At 69.7% G+C, this 14,530-nt stretch carries 12 protein-coding genes; 5 read left to right on the forward strand and 7 right to left on the reverse strand.

Translation table 11 applies throughout. The features are described from left to right. Positions 1–156: 156 nt before the first annotated feature. The 4 genes from tatA to ACF1B9_RS12275 all read right to left on the reverse strand — a co-directional run bounded on the left by tatA (position 157) and on the right by ACF1B9_RS12275 (position 4,216). Positions 157–342, reverse strand: a complete 186-nt coding sequence (gene tatA, locus ACF1B9_RS12260) for a Sec-independent protein translocase subunit TatA (RefSeq protein ID WP_391744385.1) — start codon at positions 340–342, stop codon at positions 157–159. 259 nt (positions 343–601) lie between these two features. Beyond that, positions 602–1,150: a GNAT family N-acetyltransferase gene (locus ACF1B9_RS12265; protein WP_391744383.1), complete on the reverse strand. Its 549-nt coding sequence runs from the start codon at positions 1,148–1,150 to the stop codon at positions 602–604. After that, the gene (gene mgtA / locus ACF1B9_RS12270) at positions 1,147–3,867 is read right to left on the reverse strand and encodes a magnesium-translocating P-type ATPase (RefSeq protein WP_391744381.1); all 2,721 of its coding nucleotides are present in this window, start codon (positions 3,865–3,867) and stop codon (positions 1,147–1,149) included. Before mgtA ends, ACF1B9_RS12265 begins: the two co-directional genes overlap by 4 nt. Then, the gene (locus tag ACF1B9_RS12275) at positions 3,851–4,216 is read right to left on the reverse strand and encodes an ArsR/SmtB family transcription factor (RefSeq protein WP_391744379.1); all 366 of its coding nucleotides are present in this window, start codon (positions 4,214–4,216) and stop codon (positions 3,851–3,853) included. The genes mgtA and ACF1B9_RS12275 overlap by 17 nt, the downstream gene beginning before the upstream one ends. Positions 4,217–4,490: 274 nt before the next feature. On the opposite strand from ACF1B9_RS12275, the gene ACF1B9_RS12280 reads away from it, so the two are divergent. The 5 genes from ACF1B9_RS12280 (at position 4,491) to ACF1B9_RS12300 (ending at position 8,963) form a co-directional block, all read left to right on the forward strand. Next, complete coding sequence (locus ACF1B9_RS12280; RefSeq protein WP_391744378.1) at positions 4,491–4,904, forward strand: roadblock/LC7 domain-containing protein; 414 nt, start codon at positions 4,491–4,493, stop codon at positions 4,902–4,904. Positions 4,905–4,998: 94 nt separating this feature from the next. Beyond that, on the forward strand, positions 4,999–6,162 hold the full coding sequence (locus tag ACF1B9_RS12285) for a DUF6397 family protein (protein ID WP_391744376.1): 1,164 nt from the start codon (positions 4,999–5,001) through the stop codon (positions 6,160–6,162). A 41-nt stretch (positions 6,163–6,203) separates the two neighbouring features. Next, on the forward strand, positions 6,204–6,692 hold the full coding sequence (locus ACF1B9_RS12290; protein ID WP_391744375.1) for a GNAT family N-acetyltransferase: 489 nt from the start codon (positions 6,204–6,206) through the stop codon (positions 6,690–6,692). Positions 6,693–6,980: 288 nt separating this feature from the next. Then, positions 6,981–7,613 (forward strand): LAETG motif-containing sortase-dependent surface protein, encoded by a 633-nt coding sequence (locus ACF1B9_RS12295; RefSeq protein ID WP_391744374.1) that lies wholly within the window; start codon positions 6,981–6,983, stop codon positions 7,611–7,613. A 276-nt stretch (positions 7,614–7,889) separates the two neighbouring features. After that, positions 7,890–8,963 carry an enoyl-CoA hydratase/isomerase family protein gene (locus tag ACF1B9_RS12300; RefSeq protein WP_391744372.1) on the forward strand — a complete coding sequence of 358 codons (1,074 nt, stop codon included), beginning with the start codon at positions 7,890–7,892 and terminating at the stop codon, positions 8,961–8,963. 89 nt (positions 8,964–9,052) lie between these two features. Here ACF1B9_RS12300 and ACF1B9_RS12305 read toward each other — a convergent pair whose 3' ends face one another. From ACF1B9_RS12305 to ACF1B9_RS12315, 3 genes are all read right to left on the reverse strand, one after another. Next, positions 9,053–10,516, reverse strand: a complete 1,464-nt coding sequence (locus ACF1B9_RS12305) for an arabinose isomerase (RefSeq protein WP_391744371.1) — start codon at positions 10,514–10,516, stop codon at positions 9,053–9,055. A gap of 310 nt (positions 10,517–10,826) precedes the next feature. Further along, positions 10,827–12,389, reverse strand: coding sequence for a rhamnulokinase family protein (locus tag ACF1B9_RS12310; protein ID WP_391744370.1), 1,563 nt, complete (start codon positions 12,387–12,389; stop codon positions 10,827–10,829). A gap of 34 nt (positions 12,390–12,423) precedes the next feature. Beyond that, positions 12,424–14,469, reverse strand: coding sequence for a bifunctional aldolase/short-chain dehydrogenase (locus ACF1B9_RS12315; protein ID WP_391744369.1), 2,046 nt, complete (start codon positions 14,467–14,469; stop codon positions 12,424–12,426). Positions 14,470–14,530: the final 61 nt, after the last annotated feature.

Raw genomic sequence — 14,530 nt, forward strand, 5'->3', positions numbered from 1 at the left:
TTGATCCAGTGGTCCAGAGCTTCGGTGCTGCGATGATCGGCGCTTCTTCGGCCGTCACCCGGGTCAACGACGGTGCCGCGCTCCCGGTTCCCTTGATTGCGCAATTCCTGAAGTGAAGGCGGCGAGGGTGTCGCCGTACGTCGGCGGGCCGGTGTTTCAAGCGCGGGGCTCGGTTCCGGGGCTGGTGTCGGTCTCCTTCATGGCCTTCGCCTCACTCTTCAGGATCCGCATGGACTTGCCCAGGGCGCGGGCCGTGTCCGGCAGCTTCTTCGAGCCGAACAGCACGATCACCACAATCGCCACGATCAGCAGGTGCCAGGGTTCGAGACCATTGCGCAACATCTACGTCCCGCCCTTCCTTTCGGTGTTTTGACCGCTGTTTTCGCTCGGCATCGGCGGACGGTGCCTCAGGCTGGCTGTGGGCAGGTCCGGCGATCCAGTCGAGCAGCAATACTTGTCACATTGCGCAACTGTACAACCATGGGGTGGATGGGGCGCGTCTTCCCCCATGGAAGCCGGATGGACGGGGTGGGCGATGACGGGGAAGGGCGGGGCGGAGGGTCGCCCGGCATCCCCCAGGGCAGGAGCGGGACCACGGCGCTCAGCGCGGTGCTCGTCCCGTCCGAAGCTGCAACGCCGGGTGCCGGGGGGCCGTGAAGCCGTACGACTCGTACAGCGCGGCACCGTCCCCCGTGGCGTTCAGATCGACGACCATGGCCCGGGTCTCCTCACGGAACCAGGTGAGCAGGGCTTCGAGGCAGACACGGGCGTGCCCGCGGCGGCGCCGACGAGGGTCGGTGCTGACATTGGACACATGCCCGCGCAGGCCGCTCGGATTGGCCGGGCTGGGGGCATGCGCATCGCACGCCCCGACCGCGCTGGAGACGGTGCCGAGCTCGGGGTCGTCGACGAGGAACGCGGCGAACATATCAGGGCGGCGCATCTGCTCGGTGAACCACCGCGCGGAGGCCGCCCGCCATGGGGCGTCGGCGTCCCCGGTCTCGATTCCCATGTCGGCCAGCATCAGCCCCCGCAGCCGCACCAGCGCGGGCACATCGTCGATCGTGGCGCGGCGAGCACACACCACCTGTCCGCCACCGGCGCCGGGGCGGGTGCCGGACCCGGAGTGGCCGATGCCTGGCGAGGTCATGAGTACCTCCACTTCCGTTCGTAGCGGGCCCGGGCCGCCCACAATCCGTACGCGTACAGAGCCAGGACCGTTGCCAGCAACAGGTAATAGAGCGGTGGCAGCGCACTCATGCCCAGGAGCGGCCCGAGTGGGGTGAGCGGCAGCACCAGGCCGACCACGGCGAGTCCGCACACGGCGACGCGGAGCGGCCCCCCGCTGCGCCCCTCGGCGGAGCGGCGGCCCGTACGGAGCAGCAGCATCACCAGGGCCTGGGTGAGCAGGTTCTCGGTGAACCACCCCGAGTGGAAGGCCTCCTGCCCGCCCGTCGTCGCCGAACCGTGCAAGGCGTAGGCCAGCACGGCGAATGTCGCCAGGTCGGCAGTGGCGTTCAGCAGACCGAACCCGGTGATGAAACGGAGGAAGTCGCGCGGCCGCAGCACCGTCGGCCGCCGCAGCACCGCGGGTGCCGGCCGGTCGAACGCGAACGCGAGCTGCGCCACGTCGAAACACAGGTTCTGCACCAGGACCTGCGCGGGAAGCATCGGCAGGAACGGCAGCATCAGCCCCGCGGCGAGCATCGCGATGACATTGCCGAGGTTCGACGAGAGCGTGATGCGCAGATACGTGGCGATGTTGCCGCTGCAGTGCCGGCCCGCCGTGATCGCGTGATCGATGGCCGCCAGATCCTTCTCGGCGAGCACCACATCGGCGGTCTCCCGCGCCACGTCGACCGCGTTGCGCGGGCAAATGCCGACATCGGCCGCGTGCATCGCGGGCAGATCGTTGACGCCGTCGCCGAGAAAACCGGTGGTGTGCCCGGAGGCACGCAGCGCAAAGACGATCCGGGCCTTGTGCTCCGGCGTGCAGCGGGCGAAGACCGTGGCCCGGTCGGCGGCATCCGCCAACTCCTCGTCCGACAGCGCGTCGATCCGAGCCGCGGAGACGACTTCGCCCGGGTCGAGGCCCAGGTCCCGGCAGGCGCGGGCGACCGTCCCGGGATCGTCGCCGGTGAGGACCTTCACACAGACGCCCCGGTGTTCCAGCACGCCCAGGGCCTCCGCGGCGCTCGGCGTGAGCGCGTCCCGCAGAGCGACGAAACCGAGGAAGGTCAGCCCCCGCTCGTCGGCCGCCGTGTACGCACCGAGTCGGGCGGGCCGCTCGGTCCGGGCCACCGCGAGCAGCCGCAGGCCGTTCGCGGACTCACGGGCGGCCAGGGCCCTCAGCCGGTCCCGTTCGTCGTCGTCCAGGGAACAGCGGTCGAGCACCGCCTCCACCGCCCCCTTCGTGACGAGGGTGTGGACACCGAGCCTCCCAGGACTGCGTACGACGGCGGTGCCCAGCCGCCGCACCGGATCGAACGGCAGTGCGGCCACACCGTCGTACGCGGACAGTGCCTCCTCCTGCTCCTCGGCCGCATCCAGCACCGCCTCGTCGAGTGCGTCGGCTGCGGGCAGATCAGCGAGCTGCAGCGTCCACAGCGCATTGACCGCGGCCCAGTGCAGTACCTCTGGATCGGACTGGTTCGCTCCGTTCAGCGACCGTTCGACGACGGGCCTGTCCTGGGTGAGCGTTCCGGTCTTGTCCAGACACAGCACATCGATCGCGCCGAGATCATGCAGGGCCGGCAGCCGTTTGACGATCACTCCGCGGTTGCGGGCAAGCAGCGAAGCGCCCCGGGCCAGCGCCGTCGTGACGATCACCGGCAGCATCTCCGGAGTCAGACCCACCGCCACCGCGACGGCGAACGGCAACGTCTCCAGACCGCGGCCGCGCAGAGCCGCGTTGGCCATCAGCACCAGGGGCGGAGTGAGCAGCATGAACCGGATCAGCGTCCAGGAGATGCCCTGGACCGAACGGTCGAACGCACTCGTGCCGCGGTGGCGCGCCGAACGGTCGTACGCGGCGGCGAACCGGGTGTCCGCGCCCGTGGCCGTCACCACCGCCGTACCGCTGCCGGATGCCACGCTGCTGCCCTGGAAACACAGCTCTGGCCGCGCGAACAGTCCGGCCTCGCCACCGGGCCCGGCGCCGGGCGACCGGTCCCGGTCCGGAGCGTCGACGGGCTCTTTGGCGACCGGTGCCGACTCGCCGGTGAGGGCCGACTGATGCACGGTCAGGCCGCTCGCGCGCAGCAGCCGTACATCGGCCGGTACGAGATCTCCGGGACCGAGGCGGATCACGTCGCCCGGCACCAGCTCCCCGACCGGCAGCTCACGCGCCCACGGCACGGCATCCGGTCCGGTGCGGCGCAGCACGGTCGCGGTGGTCGCCACCAGCTCCCGCAGCGCGGCCGTGGAGCGGTCGGCCCGATGTTCCTCCGCGGAGCGCAACACACAGCTGACGACCACGAGCACCAGCGTCACCGAGGCCGTGCCCCATGAGGCCACCGCCGCGGAGACCAGGCCCAGGCAGAGGAGCACCGAGGTGAACGGATCCCGCAGGCTGCGAATGAAACGGCGGGGCCAGGAGACCGGACGCCAGGCCGGCAAGGTGTTCTCGCCGAACCGGGCCAGCCGTTCCTCCGCCTGCGTCTCCTGCAGCCCCCGAGGGCCGCTGTCGAGTGAACGGAGAACCTGCAGGGAGGTCGGCCCGGCGACGGACGGCGTGGGCGGCGCGACATCGGCGGCGGCGCTCCGGCCGGCCGCCGCGCTCGCTATCGGCACGACGACGGCGGACGGGTCATCGGGGTCGGTGCTGCCGGGACCTGCGGCGGCACTGCTCTCAGGCACCGAGCTCACGGAGGCGTACGGGCTGCTCGGGCGTGTGTCCGGCGCGTGCGGCGAGCTGGCCGACCATCAACCGGACGACGGTCACCACATCGGGGTCGTCGACCAGATACACCTGCCGACGGCCTTCGCGCCGTGACCGTACGAGACCGGCCAGTTTCAGCTTCGTCAGATGCTGGCTCACCGACGGCAGGGTGCCGCCCACCCGGTCCGCGAGGCCGGTCACATCACTCTCGCCCTGGGAGAGGGCCCACACGATGTGCAGCCGCGCAGGTGTCGCCAGCAGGCCGAAGGCGGCGGCCGCCTCCACCAGTACCTCCGCGGGCGGATCCGTGAAACCGCCGTCGGCAGCTGTCGACACTCTTGCTCTCCCTGTCAGCGTGGGCCGACTGCTCGCGCCCGAAGTCTCCAGTGTAGGCGCCGGACGTCTGCCGTCCGCGGGCCGTTCGCCGGAGAGGGAACGGGAGCGGACCTCAACGGGGTGGCCCGAGCGCTCCGTCCCCGGCCGACCGTCGCCCGACAGGGGCCCGGACCCGGCCACATGACGAAAGAGTGCTTGCCCGTACATGACCAGTGCGCAAGGCTTACGTGAAACGTGGGGCACGGGGAACGCATGAGCGGGGAGGAGCGAGGAAATGGCGCTGGACAGGGGACTTGACTGGCTTCTTGACGATCTCACGAGCAGGGTCGAGCACATACGGCACGCCTTGGTGCTGTCGAACGACGGACTGGTGACCGGTGCGAGCACGGGCCTGGCACGCGAGGACGCCGAGCATCTCGCCGCGGTGTCGTCCGGCCTGCACAGCCTCGCGCGCGGATCGGGGCGCCACTTCCGGGCCGGGAAGGCTCGGCAGACCATGGTGGAATTCGACGAGGCGCTGCTCTTCGTGACGGCCGCGGGCGAGGGCAGTTGCCTGTGTGTGCTGAGCGCGGCCGAGGCCGATGTGGGCCAGGTCGCGTACGAGATGACGCTGCTCGTCAACCGGGTCGGCGAACATCTCGGTGTCGCCGCGAGGCAGGCGGGAAGCGCAGGAAGCGACCCTGCCTGACCGGCGGACGGGAGTTGTCCACAGGTCGTGCGGGCGGTATCTCCCCGAGTTACGGTACTCACAGAGAGTAACCAAATCTCACGGGGAGTGCACCATGAGCGATACCGAAACGGTGTGTCGGGAGACCGCGCGCACGATGGCTGTGGGCACGGCGGCTCAGGAGCTTCAGCTGAAGCGCGGCGAGTTCGCCGTCGCGGTCCACATGGGTCTGGTCCGTGTGCTGGTGCAGCAGGGCGGCGGAAGGCCCAGGGTCCGTCGGGAGGAGGTCGACCGGCTGCGGTCGCAGGAGGGGTTCCCGGAGGTCCTGCGGGAGCGGGTGCGTACCGTCGGGACGGCGGAGGGGGCTCAACTGCTGGGGATCAGTCCGGGCCGCTTCACCAGACTGGCCCGCGCGGGATGCTTCACGCCGATCACCTTCTATCTCAACCGGTACCGGACGGTGGTCTGGCTCTATCTCGCCCAGGAGCTCGTGGAGTTCGCCGTCCGCGAACCCCGGCTTCTGGTGGGGAAGAGCCCGGAGTGGGTGCGTGGCCGGCTGGAGGGAGGTGCCGACTGTCGTGCGCGCGACTGGCGCTCGCGCAGGGTCGAACGGCTGCTGAGCTCCCTGGAGGATCCCTGGGCCCGCGCGGCGGTGCTCGCCGGCACCCTGGATCCGGTGCAGTTGGCCGAGGTGGTCGATGATCCGTACGAGCGTGCCTACCTCGCGAGGATCCGGCCCGAACCGGCCTTCGGGCCAACGGGATCGCCCATGGCGCGGGAGACCCAGGCACGCCTGATGCAGGCCGACGAACCGGACGAGATGCTGTGGCGGCGGGTCGGTCTGATCATGGAGCTGGACCACGCCCGGGAAGCTCGACAGGCTCCGCGGCCGGGTGACGAACGGCGCCCCCGCTTCGGCCGTGTGCATGGGCGAGGGCCTGATGGTGTGCGCGGGTTCGAGAGCGATGACGGACCTGAACCGGGAGTCGACGTCGGGGCCGACTGCCGTTCCGTGGCCGGCTGCGACGCCGAACCTGCCTCGGGGCGTGACCACGCTCCCGCGTGTGAACCCACCCCGGTCACCGAGCCCGCGTCGGCATTCGGCACCGCACGGGTGGCCGAGCGCGAATCCGTTCTCGGTCCCGTGCGCGATTCCGATCCGGTGGATGGGCCCGATTCCGGACCTGTTCCAGTGCCTGCAGCATTGCCGGAACACGCACTTGGGCTGCTCGCCCGGTTGGGGTTGCGCAGGCGCACGCCTCGACGGCCTCGCCGGTAAACGACTCGCGCCAGGAGTCCGGCGTCGACATCCTGGTCCCTATGCTGATCAGAGAAGCCACCGCCGAGGACTGGCCTGCGATCTGGCCGTTCTTCCATGAAATCGTGGCCGCGGGCGAGACGTTCACCTATCCGCTCGATCTCGGTGAGGACGAGGCCCGCTCCTGGTGGCTCCTCAGGTCACCGAACCGAGCGGTGGTCGCGGTCGACGACGCCGGGACGATCCTCGGCACGGCAAAGATGAACAACAACCATATGGGCAATGGCGGGCACATCGCCAGCGCGAGCTACATGGTCGATCCCCGGCGTTCCGGGCAGGGTGTGGGCCGGGCCTTGTGCGTCTACACGCTCGACTGGGCCCGCTCGTCGGGATTTCGAGCCATGCAGTTCAACGCCGTGGTCGAGACGAACACCCACGCCGTAGGGCTCTACCGGTCGCTCGGCTTCGAAATCCTGGGAACCCTGCCCGAGGGGTTCAACCATCCGGCGCAGGGATTCGTCGGACTGCACATCATGCACCGCACTCTGTGACACCGTACGGCGGTCCGCTCGGCAACCCTTGTGACCACCGACCGGCCACCGACCGAACCCTCTTGACCGCCCCTCGGTCCGCTCCGCGCAGGTAGCTGCTACTCGTTCGCACCGCAACTCGAGTGCCCCCCTTCGCACGCCGTGTCCGTCATATCCCAACCCCTTGCGACGGGGGCTCGGTTGTGACTTCGGATGCGCCATGGGGCGGGTACGCGCACCGTCGGCAGGGGCAGTACTGTGCGCCCCACCGCCATTCGGGCGATGAAACATATGCGGAGGAAGAATTTCATGACCATACCCAGGAGATCGCTGCGTGCCGCGGGGACACTCGCGGCCGCTGCGGTGGTCGGCTTGACCGGCGCGGTCCTCTCCGCCGGCCCGGCCGCAGCTCACACACCCACCTGGGCCGTGACCTGTTCCGAGGTGAGCCTCGACCTGACCGCCTACAACAGCAACGTCACCAACCAGGTGACCGTCACGGTCGACGGCAAGGACCTCCTGCCCACCGAGGCCTTCGGCAGGGAGTTCCACAAGAAGCTCGAGCTGCCCGAGCACGACAAGGAACTGACGGTTCACCTCGTCGTCAAGGCGGGCGACGGAGAGAACTTCTCGCGCGACGAGACCAAGCAGGCACCGGTGTGCGAGGGCACGACCCCGTCGCCCGCGCCCTCCGAGGACACCCCGACGCCCGCACCGTCCGAGGGGACCCCGTCGCAGGCACCCGTCGGCAGTGCCACGCCCAGCGAGGCGGCTTCGGAATCCGCACCCGCGGCAGCCTCTTCGAGCCCCGGGTCGTCGGACCTGGCAGAGACGGGTTCCTCGTCCGCCACCCCGATCATCGCCGGAGCGGCTGTGGCCGTCCTGCTGGCCGGTGGCGGCATCATGTGGTCCGTGCGCAAGCGTCGTACCGCACAGCACTGACGTAGGCCAACGGTCCTGCTGCGGGACCGTATCGGGACCGTCGGCCGGGGGTGTGCCGCCCCGTTCACGAGGCGGCACACTCCTCACGGGTGCCTCAAGTGTCGAGCCGGTTCCGGCGGGCTGCCAGGTGGACCCCGGTGGGAACGGGGCGACGCCCGGCACGGACGGCCTTCGCACCCCCGTTGCCCGGTCCCACGACGTGCCCCGCAGAATGACAGCGGAAGATCGTTCGCGAGCGGCGGGCGATACCGTACAGGGGCTGACCGGAGCACATTCATGAACCACGAAGATCCTGTTCTGCTGCACACCGAGGGACGCATCCGCCACATCACCCTCAACCGCCCGCGCGCCCTCAACGCGCTGAACCACGCCATGGTGCTGCGCATCGACGAAGCACTCGCCGAAGCCGAGGCCGACGACACCGTTGCCGCCGTCCTGATCACCGGAGCCGGGGACCGCGGTCTCTGTGCGGGGGGCGACATCCGGTCGATCCACGAGGACGCCCGCGCGGGCGGCGGCGCCTCATTGGACTTCTGGCGCGACGAGTACCGGCTCAACGCCCGCATCGCGCGGTTCCCCAAGCCGTACGTCGCGATCATGGACGGCATCGTGATGGGTGGTGGCGTCGGTGTTTCGGCCCACGGCGACGTCCGTGTCGTCACCGAACGCTCGCGCATCGCCATGCCCGAGACCGGCATCGGCTTCGTCCCCGATGTAGGCGGGACGCACCTGCTCAGCGCCGCGCCCGGCGAGCTCGGTACCCATCTCGCGCTCACCTCGGACGCGGTCGGCGCGAGTGACGCGCTGCTCTGCGGGCTCGCCGACCACTTCGTACCGTCGCAGACCCTTGCCGGGCTCACCACGGAGCTCGCCGCCTGCGGAACGGCAGCCGAGGTCGAGGAGACCGTCCGGTGCCATGCCGCACCCGCGCCGGAAGGTGAACTGGCCACGCACCGGGAGTGGATCGATTCCTGTTATGCGGCAGATTCGGTCGAGGAGATCCTCGCCCGGCTCGACAACAGCGGTGTTCCCGCCGCCAAGGAGTCCGCCGAAACGATCCTGGCCAAGTCACCCACCGCGCTCAAGGTGACCCTCGCGGCCCTGCGCAGGGCCCGACGGCTCGACAGCCTGGAAGCGGTGCTCGACCAGGAGTACCGGACATCCTGCACCGCCTTCACTCGGCCCGACCTGGTGGAGGGCGTACGTGCACAGATCATCGACAAGGACCGCAGTCCTCGGTGGAGCCCGGCCGGCCTGGCCGAGGTCACCGAGGCCGACGTCGCGCAATTCTTCGCGTCGTTGGGTGACCGTGAACTCGGCCTGGACAACGGCCCCCGTGTGACGGACTGAGACCGAGACGGTCCGCGACGGGGCGTGTCGCACCGGAACGGTTGGCGAGGACCGGAACGGATGGGGAGCGGCGGGGACCGCGGACCGGCTCAGAGATCGTTCGGGCCGGTGACGGTACGGAACGGCAGGCCGAGCAGATCGGCCGCGGCCCTGAGCTCCTTGGCACGGTGACCGGTGCAGAGCGTCCAGTGATGACCGATGCCGGTCGCGGACCAGGCATCGGTCCACTCACCGGGGTCGAAGCCGAAGTCGACGCGGGAGGTGGTGTTGCCGATCTCCAGCAGAGGCCCTGGGACGACTTCGCCCTCGGAGGCGACGAACGCGAAGGTGCCGTCGGCTTCCTGACCGATGCCGAACGTGGTGACGGGGCCGTGCTTGACGTCGAACTCGACGCTGACTCCCCACCCGCGCTTGCCGTGGTAGACACCCAGCCCCCGCAGCAGCGGATCCTTGGCGCTGATCGCGAGGTGGGCGGGGCCGTCGTGGCCCATCTCGACGACGCGGTCGCGGAAGTTGAGGGCTTGGAGCTCGGTGAAGGAGCCGCCGGCGCCGATGGTGTCGGCGATCAGCATGGCGAGGCTGGTGCGCAGCTCGTACTCCCCGGCCATCGGGACGCCCCGGGCCGTCAGTAGCGACGCGCCGAGGATCATGCCTGCGCCGAGCCGTTCGTGGATCTCGCCCTCCAGCCCACGGTGGTAGTACGCGAGGCTGTCGAGTCCGAAGTCCTCGACGAGCCGGTCCAGTCCGACCGACACCCGGGCGGCCCACGCGAGATCGTCCTCGTCGACGGAGTCGTCGAGGGTGAAGACCGTACGCGCCACCGCGACGCGCTCGACCGCCTCCTCGTCCGTCACGTCGGTGACGCGGACCCGCAGGTCGTCGAATTCGAGGACTTCGACATGCCCGCCGAACTGGGCCGAGACCAGCGTCATATCAGTGGAGACATCGAGCATCCCGGGATAGAGGTGGCCCATCAGCCCGTGCCGGCCGTGCCGCATCGCGCCCCGCACCTGCGCGGCGGAGATCCAGCGGCGGATGCGGCTCCAGGCGTTCTCGTCGTGCAGATGGCCGGATACGGAACGGAAGGGAATGCCGCTGCGCCGGAACACATTGGCGATCTCCGGCAACGGGCACTGTCCGCAGTAGGCCAGCCATTTGCCCGTGTCGGTGTCGGCGTGGTCCATCGCTTCGGTCGGCTGGAGGTCGATGACCAGTACCGGAGTGTGGGTGCGCTGGGCGATGGGAAGGACCATCGAGGCCGTGAGGTACGTCGTCAGGAACGTCACGACGATGTCACAGTCGGCCCTGCGCAGCCGTTCAGCCGCCGTGGCGGCCTCCGGAGGGTCGGAGATGAAGCCTGCGTCGACGACCTCGCAACCCAGCTCCTCGAAGCGTCCTGTCACGAAGCGCGCGGATTTCCGCAACCGGTCGAGGAGACCGGGGAACTGCGGCCAGTACGCGCCGAGTCCACCGGAAACCAGACCGACTCGGGTGCGACGTCGCGCCGTGCGGGCGAGCGCGCCGCCGGGCACGGCGGAAGAGACATCAGTCATGAGCTTCCATACCTTTCTTCGTGGGTTGATCGCGATCATTCGTAAGATCGGGACTCCCAGGGATGCCGGGTGTGGCTGTCATGCGGGTGCCGCGTTCGTGGCTTGAAAGGATTGGCCGCCTGGCATCCCGCGACGATTCGACTGCTGATCGGGATGCGCGAAACCGAGTCGCTCGTATGGACGTGACGGCGAGGTCGTCTGCTGGGACAGCACAGGAGAACGACGAAGGAGGCTCCGGTGCCCGAACTGTGGGCGGGGACGGACGCGGGTAAGCCCAGTCACAAGGCGTCACCGACCGGGGTTGACAACATCATTGGGAATTCTTCCTTCGTCGTCCATCGAGGGCCCAGGTACCTCCGGAGGGGGCCGGGCGCGCTGCCCGGGTGTCCAGAGCTCGGACGGGTGCCAGCCTTGCGGCAGCCCGGTCCCAGGCCCGCTGATCTCCCTGAGGGGTGTAATGGCGCAATTCCTGGGTCCGCGCGACGAGTCGTCGCATGTCCATGAGGTCGCCCACCAGGCCATGGGCGCGCGCCTGCAGCAGGATGTTGCCGAGCGCCGTCGCCTCGGCGGGACCGGCCGTAACGGGCAGCCCGGTGGCGTCGGCGGTCCACTGACACAACAGCGCATTGCGCGAACCCCCGCCGACGAGATGGATCCGGGTCAGTTCCCGCCCCGCCAGGCCGGCGGCCTGCCGCAGCGTCCTGCGATGAGCCAGGGCCAGGCTCTCCAGTACACATCGCACATACCCACCAGGACTGTCGGGCGGCACCTGCCCGCTCCGCACGAGGTGGGCGTCGATCCGCGACGGCATGTCACCCGGGGCAAGGAACATCTCGTCGTCGGGGTCGATCACCGCGGCGAACGGCCTGGTACGGGCCGCTTCCGCGAGCAGTTCCGCCAGGCCCGGAACCGTCCCCCGCCTGCCCCAGGCGCGGCGGCACTCCTCGAGCAGCCATAGGCCCATGATGTTGCGGAGGTGACGGATGGTGCCGTCCACCCCACGCTCATTGGTGAAGTTCGCCGCGCGGGACTCCTCCGTCAGAACCGGAGCCGACAGCTCCAGGCCGGCCAACGACCATGTACCGCAGGACACATAGGCGGATCCGGGCTCGGTCGCGGGCACCGAGGCGACCGCCGACGCCGTGTCGTGCGAGGCGACGGTCGTCACCGGCGTACCGGCGGGAAGACCGGTGTACTCGGCAACATGCGGCAACAGTGTCCCCGCCGGTTCACCCGGCTCACGCAACGCGGGAAACCAGGAACGCTCCAGACCCAGCCGGCCGATCAACGCATCGGACCAGGTCCCGGTGGACGCGTCCAACAGGCCGGTCGTCGAGGCGTTGGTGAGTTCCGCGCCCAGCGTGCCGGTCAGCCAGTGCACCATGAGGTCGGGGATCAACAGTATCGTCCGTGCCGCACCCCACTGGGCAGTCGCACGATGTGCCGCGAGCTGGAACACCGTGTTGAACGGCAGATGCTGCAACCCGTTGACGGCATACAACTCCTGCGCCCCGCATTCGGCCAGCACCTGCTCGACGGCCTTGCCGTTACGGCTGTCGCGGTAGTGGAACGGCAACCCGAGCAGCGCTCCGTCGGCATCGAGAAGGCCGTAGTCGACCGCCCAGGTGTCGATGCCGATCGAGGTGAGCGGTCCGCCACGCGCCGCCGCCCGCAGACCGTCCAGCATCCCCTGGTACAGGGCGAGCACGTCCCATCGCAGCCCGTCCGGCAGCCGGACGGGGACATTGCGGAAGCGGTGCGCCTCGGTCAGTACCAGCTCGTCGGGCCCGGCCCGGCCGGTGATCACCCGGCCGCTGGTGGCACCGAGGTCCACGGCCGCGAAGACCGTGCCGCTTCGTGACGTCACAGGCATGGAACTCTCATCCGGGTCGTCGGAGCGGGAGAGGTCATCGAAGGAACGCCGCGGCCACACCGGCGTCCACGGGGATGTGGAGGCCGGTCGTGTGCGTGAGGTGCCCGCCGGTCAGCGCGAAGACGGCGTTCGCGACGTGCTCCGGGAGCACCTCACGCTTGAGGATGGTCCGTCGGGCATAGAACTCGCCGAGTTTCTCCTCCTCGATGCCGTACGTGGCAGCACGCTGGGCACCCCAGCCACCCGCGAAGATTCCCGATCCACGCACCACCCCGTCGGGGTTGACGCCGTTCACCCGGATCCCGTGCTCGCCCAACTCGGCCGCCAAAAGCCGTACCTGGTGAGCCTGATCGGCCTTCGTCGCCGAGTAGGCGATGTTGTTCGGGCCGGCGAACACCGCATTCTTCGACGTGATGTAGACGATGTCGCCGCCGAGGTTCTGCTCCCGCATCACCCGCGCGGCCTCACGCGAGACGAGGAACGATCCGCGCGCCATGATGGTGTGCTGGAGGTCCCAGTCCCGGGCCGTGGTTTCGAGCAGCGGCTTCGAGATCGAGATGCCGGCGTTGTTCACGACCAGATCCACACCGCCGAAGGCCAGCACCGCGCTCTTGAACGCCTCGGCGATCTGCTCCTCGCGCGTCACGTCGACGGTCACCGCGACGGCCCTGTCCGGCCCGCCGAGCTGCTGCGCCACCGAGGCGGCGCTCCGTGCGTCGACATCGGCGACGACGACACACGCCCCTTCCGCGACCAGCCGGTGCGCGATGGCCTTGCCGATACCGGACCCCGCCCCCGTGACCAGCGCCACCCGTGTGGCCAGCGGCTTGGCCTCGGGCATCCGGCGCAGCTTGGCCTCCTCCAGCTCCCAGTACTCGATCCGGAACTTCTCGGACTCCTCGATCGGCGCGTACGTCGACACGGCCTCGGCGCCACGCATCACGTTGATGGCATTGAGGTAGAACTCCCCGGCGACCCGAGCGGTCTGTTTGTCCTTGCCGAAGGAGAACATGCCGACCCCGGGCACCAGCACGATCGCCGGGTCCGCGCCGCGCATCGCGGGGGAGGCGGGAGCGACATGACGCTCGTAGTACGCGCGATATGCCTCCCGGTACCGGCCGTGCAACTCCTTCAGGCGCGTCGCCGTCTCGGCCGGTGGGGCGTCCGCGGGCAGGTCGAGGACGAGCGGGCTCACCTTCGTCCGAAGGAAGTGATCCGGGCACGACGTGCCCAGCGAGGCGAGTCGTGGGTGCTCCGTACGGGACAGGAACTCCAGGACGGGCGCGGCGTCGGTGAAGTGGCCCACCTGCGGATGGTCGGTGGAAGCCAGAGAGCGGATCAGCGGTGCGAGCGCGGCGGCACGTTCGCGGCGCTGATCCGCGGCGAGGGGCTCCCGGCCCGCCCACACGGGCCCGAACGGCTCTGCCCGGCCCCGCTCCTGAAGGAATGTCTCGGCTGTGCGGATCATCCAGAGAGCATTGCGCTCACACTCGTCCGAGGTCTCGCCCCAGGCCGTGATGCCATGGCCACCGAGGATCACACCGACGGCCCGCGGGTTGGCCGCTCTGACCGCCGCGATGTCCAGGCCGAGCTGGAACCCGGGCCTGCGCCAGCCCACCCAGGCCACCTTGTCACCGAAACACTCCGCCGTGAGCTTCTCGCCGTCGGCCGAACACGCCAGCGCGATCCCGGAGTCCGGGTGCAGATGATCGACGTGCGCGGCATCGACCAGCGCGTGCATCGCCGTGTCGATGGAGGGCGCGGCACCGCCCTTGCCGTGCAGGCAGTAGTCGAACGCGGACACCATCTCGTCCTCGCGCTCCACCCCCGCATACACGGTCTTGAGGGCGCGGACCCGGTCCAGGCGCAGCACGGCGAGACCTGCCTCGGTGAGCGTGCCGAGATCGCCTCCGGATCCCTTGACCCACAGCAGCTCGGTCTCGCCGCCGGTGACGGGGTCGGTGCCGGTGGCCTTGACGGACGTGTTGCCCCCCGCGTAGTTGGTGTTGCGGGCGTCGGATCCGAGCCGATGGGCTCGCTCCAAGAGGGCGGCGACTTCGGGGTGCGTCGCGGGCGTCATGGGATTCCTTCGTGGTCGCAGTCGGGCGGAACCGTGCGGACGGGTGTACGGGGGAGTCGGC

The sequence above is a fragment of the Streptomyces sp. NPDC014727 genome, assembly GCF_043083485.1.
Lineage (GTDB): Bacteria > Actinomycetota > Actinomycetes > Streptomycetales > Streptomycetaceae > Streptomyces.

What these genes read in the sequence shown, in the direction of transcription:
- ACF1B9_RS12315 (WP_391744369.1), bottom strand. Translation starts at nt 14,469, where the DNA reads ATGACGCCCGCGACGCACCCCGAAGTCGCCGCCCTCTTGGAGCGAGCC.
- ACF1B9_RS12305 (WP_391744371.1), bottom strand. Translation starts at nt 10,516, where the DNA reads ATGACTGATGTCTCTTCCGCCGTGCCCGGCGGCGCGCTCGCCCGCACG.
- ACF1B9_RS12265 (WP_391744383.1), bottom strand. Translation starts at nt 1,150, where the DNA reads ATGACCTCGCCAGGCATCGGCCACTCCGGGTCCGGCACCCGCCCCGGC.
- tatA (WP_391744385.1), bottom strand. Translation starts at nt 342, where the DNA reads ATGTTGCGCAATGGTCTCGAACCCTGGCACCTGCTGATCGTGGCGATT.
- ACF1B9_RS12310 (WP_391744370.1), bottom strand. Translation starts at nt 12,389, where the DNA reads ATGCCTGTGACGTCACGAAGCGGCACGGTCTTCGCGGCCGTGGACCTC.
- ACF1B9_RS12295 (WP_391744374.1), top strand. Translation starts at nt 6,981, where the DNA reads ATGACCATACCCAGGAGATCGCTGCGTGCCGCGGGGACACTCGCGGCC.
- ACF1B9_RS12285 (WP_391744376.1), top strand. Translation starts at nt 4,999, where the DNA reads ATGAGCGATACCGAAACGGTGTGTCGGGAGACCGCGCGCACGATGGCT.
- ACF1B9_RS12290 (WP_391744375.1), top strand. Translation starts at nt 6,204, where the DNA reads ATGCTGATCAGAGAAGCCACCGCCGAGGACTGGCCTGCGATCTGGCCG.
- ACF1B9_RS12300 (WP_391744372.1), top strand. Translation starts at nt 7,890, where the DNA reads ATGAACCACGAAGATCCTGTTCTGCTGCACACCGAGGGACGCATCCGC.
- ACF1B9_RS12280 (WP_391744378.1), top strand. Translation starts at nt 4,491, where the DNA reads ATGGCGCTGGACAGGGGACTTGACTGGCTTCTTGACGATCTCACGAGC.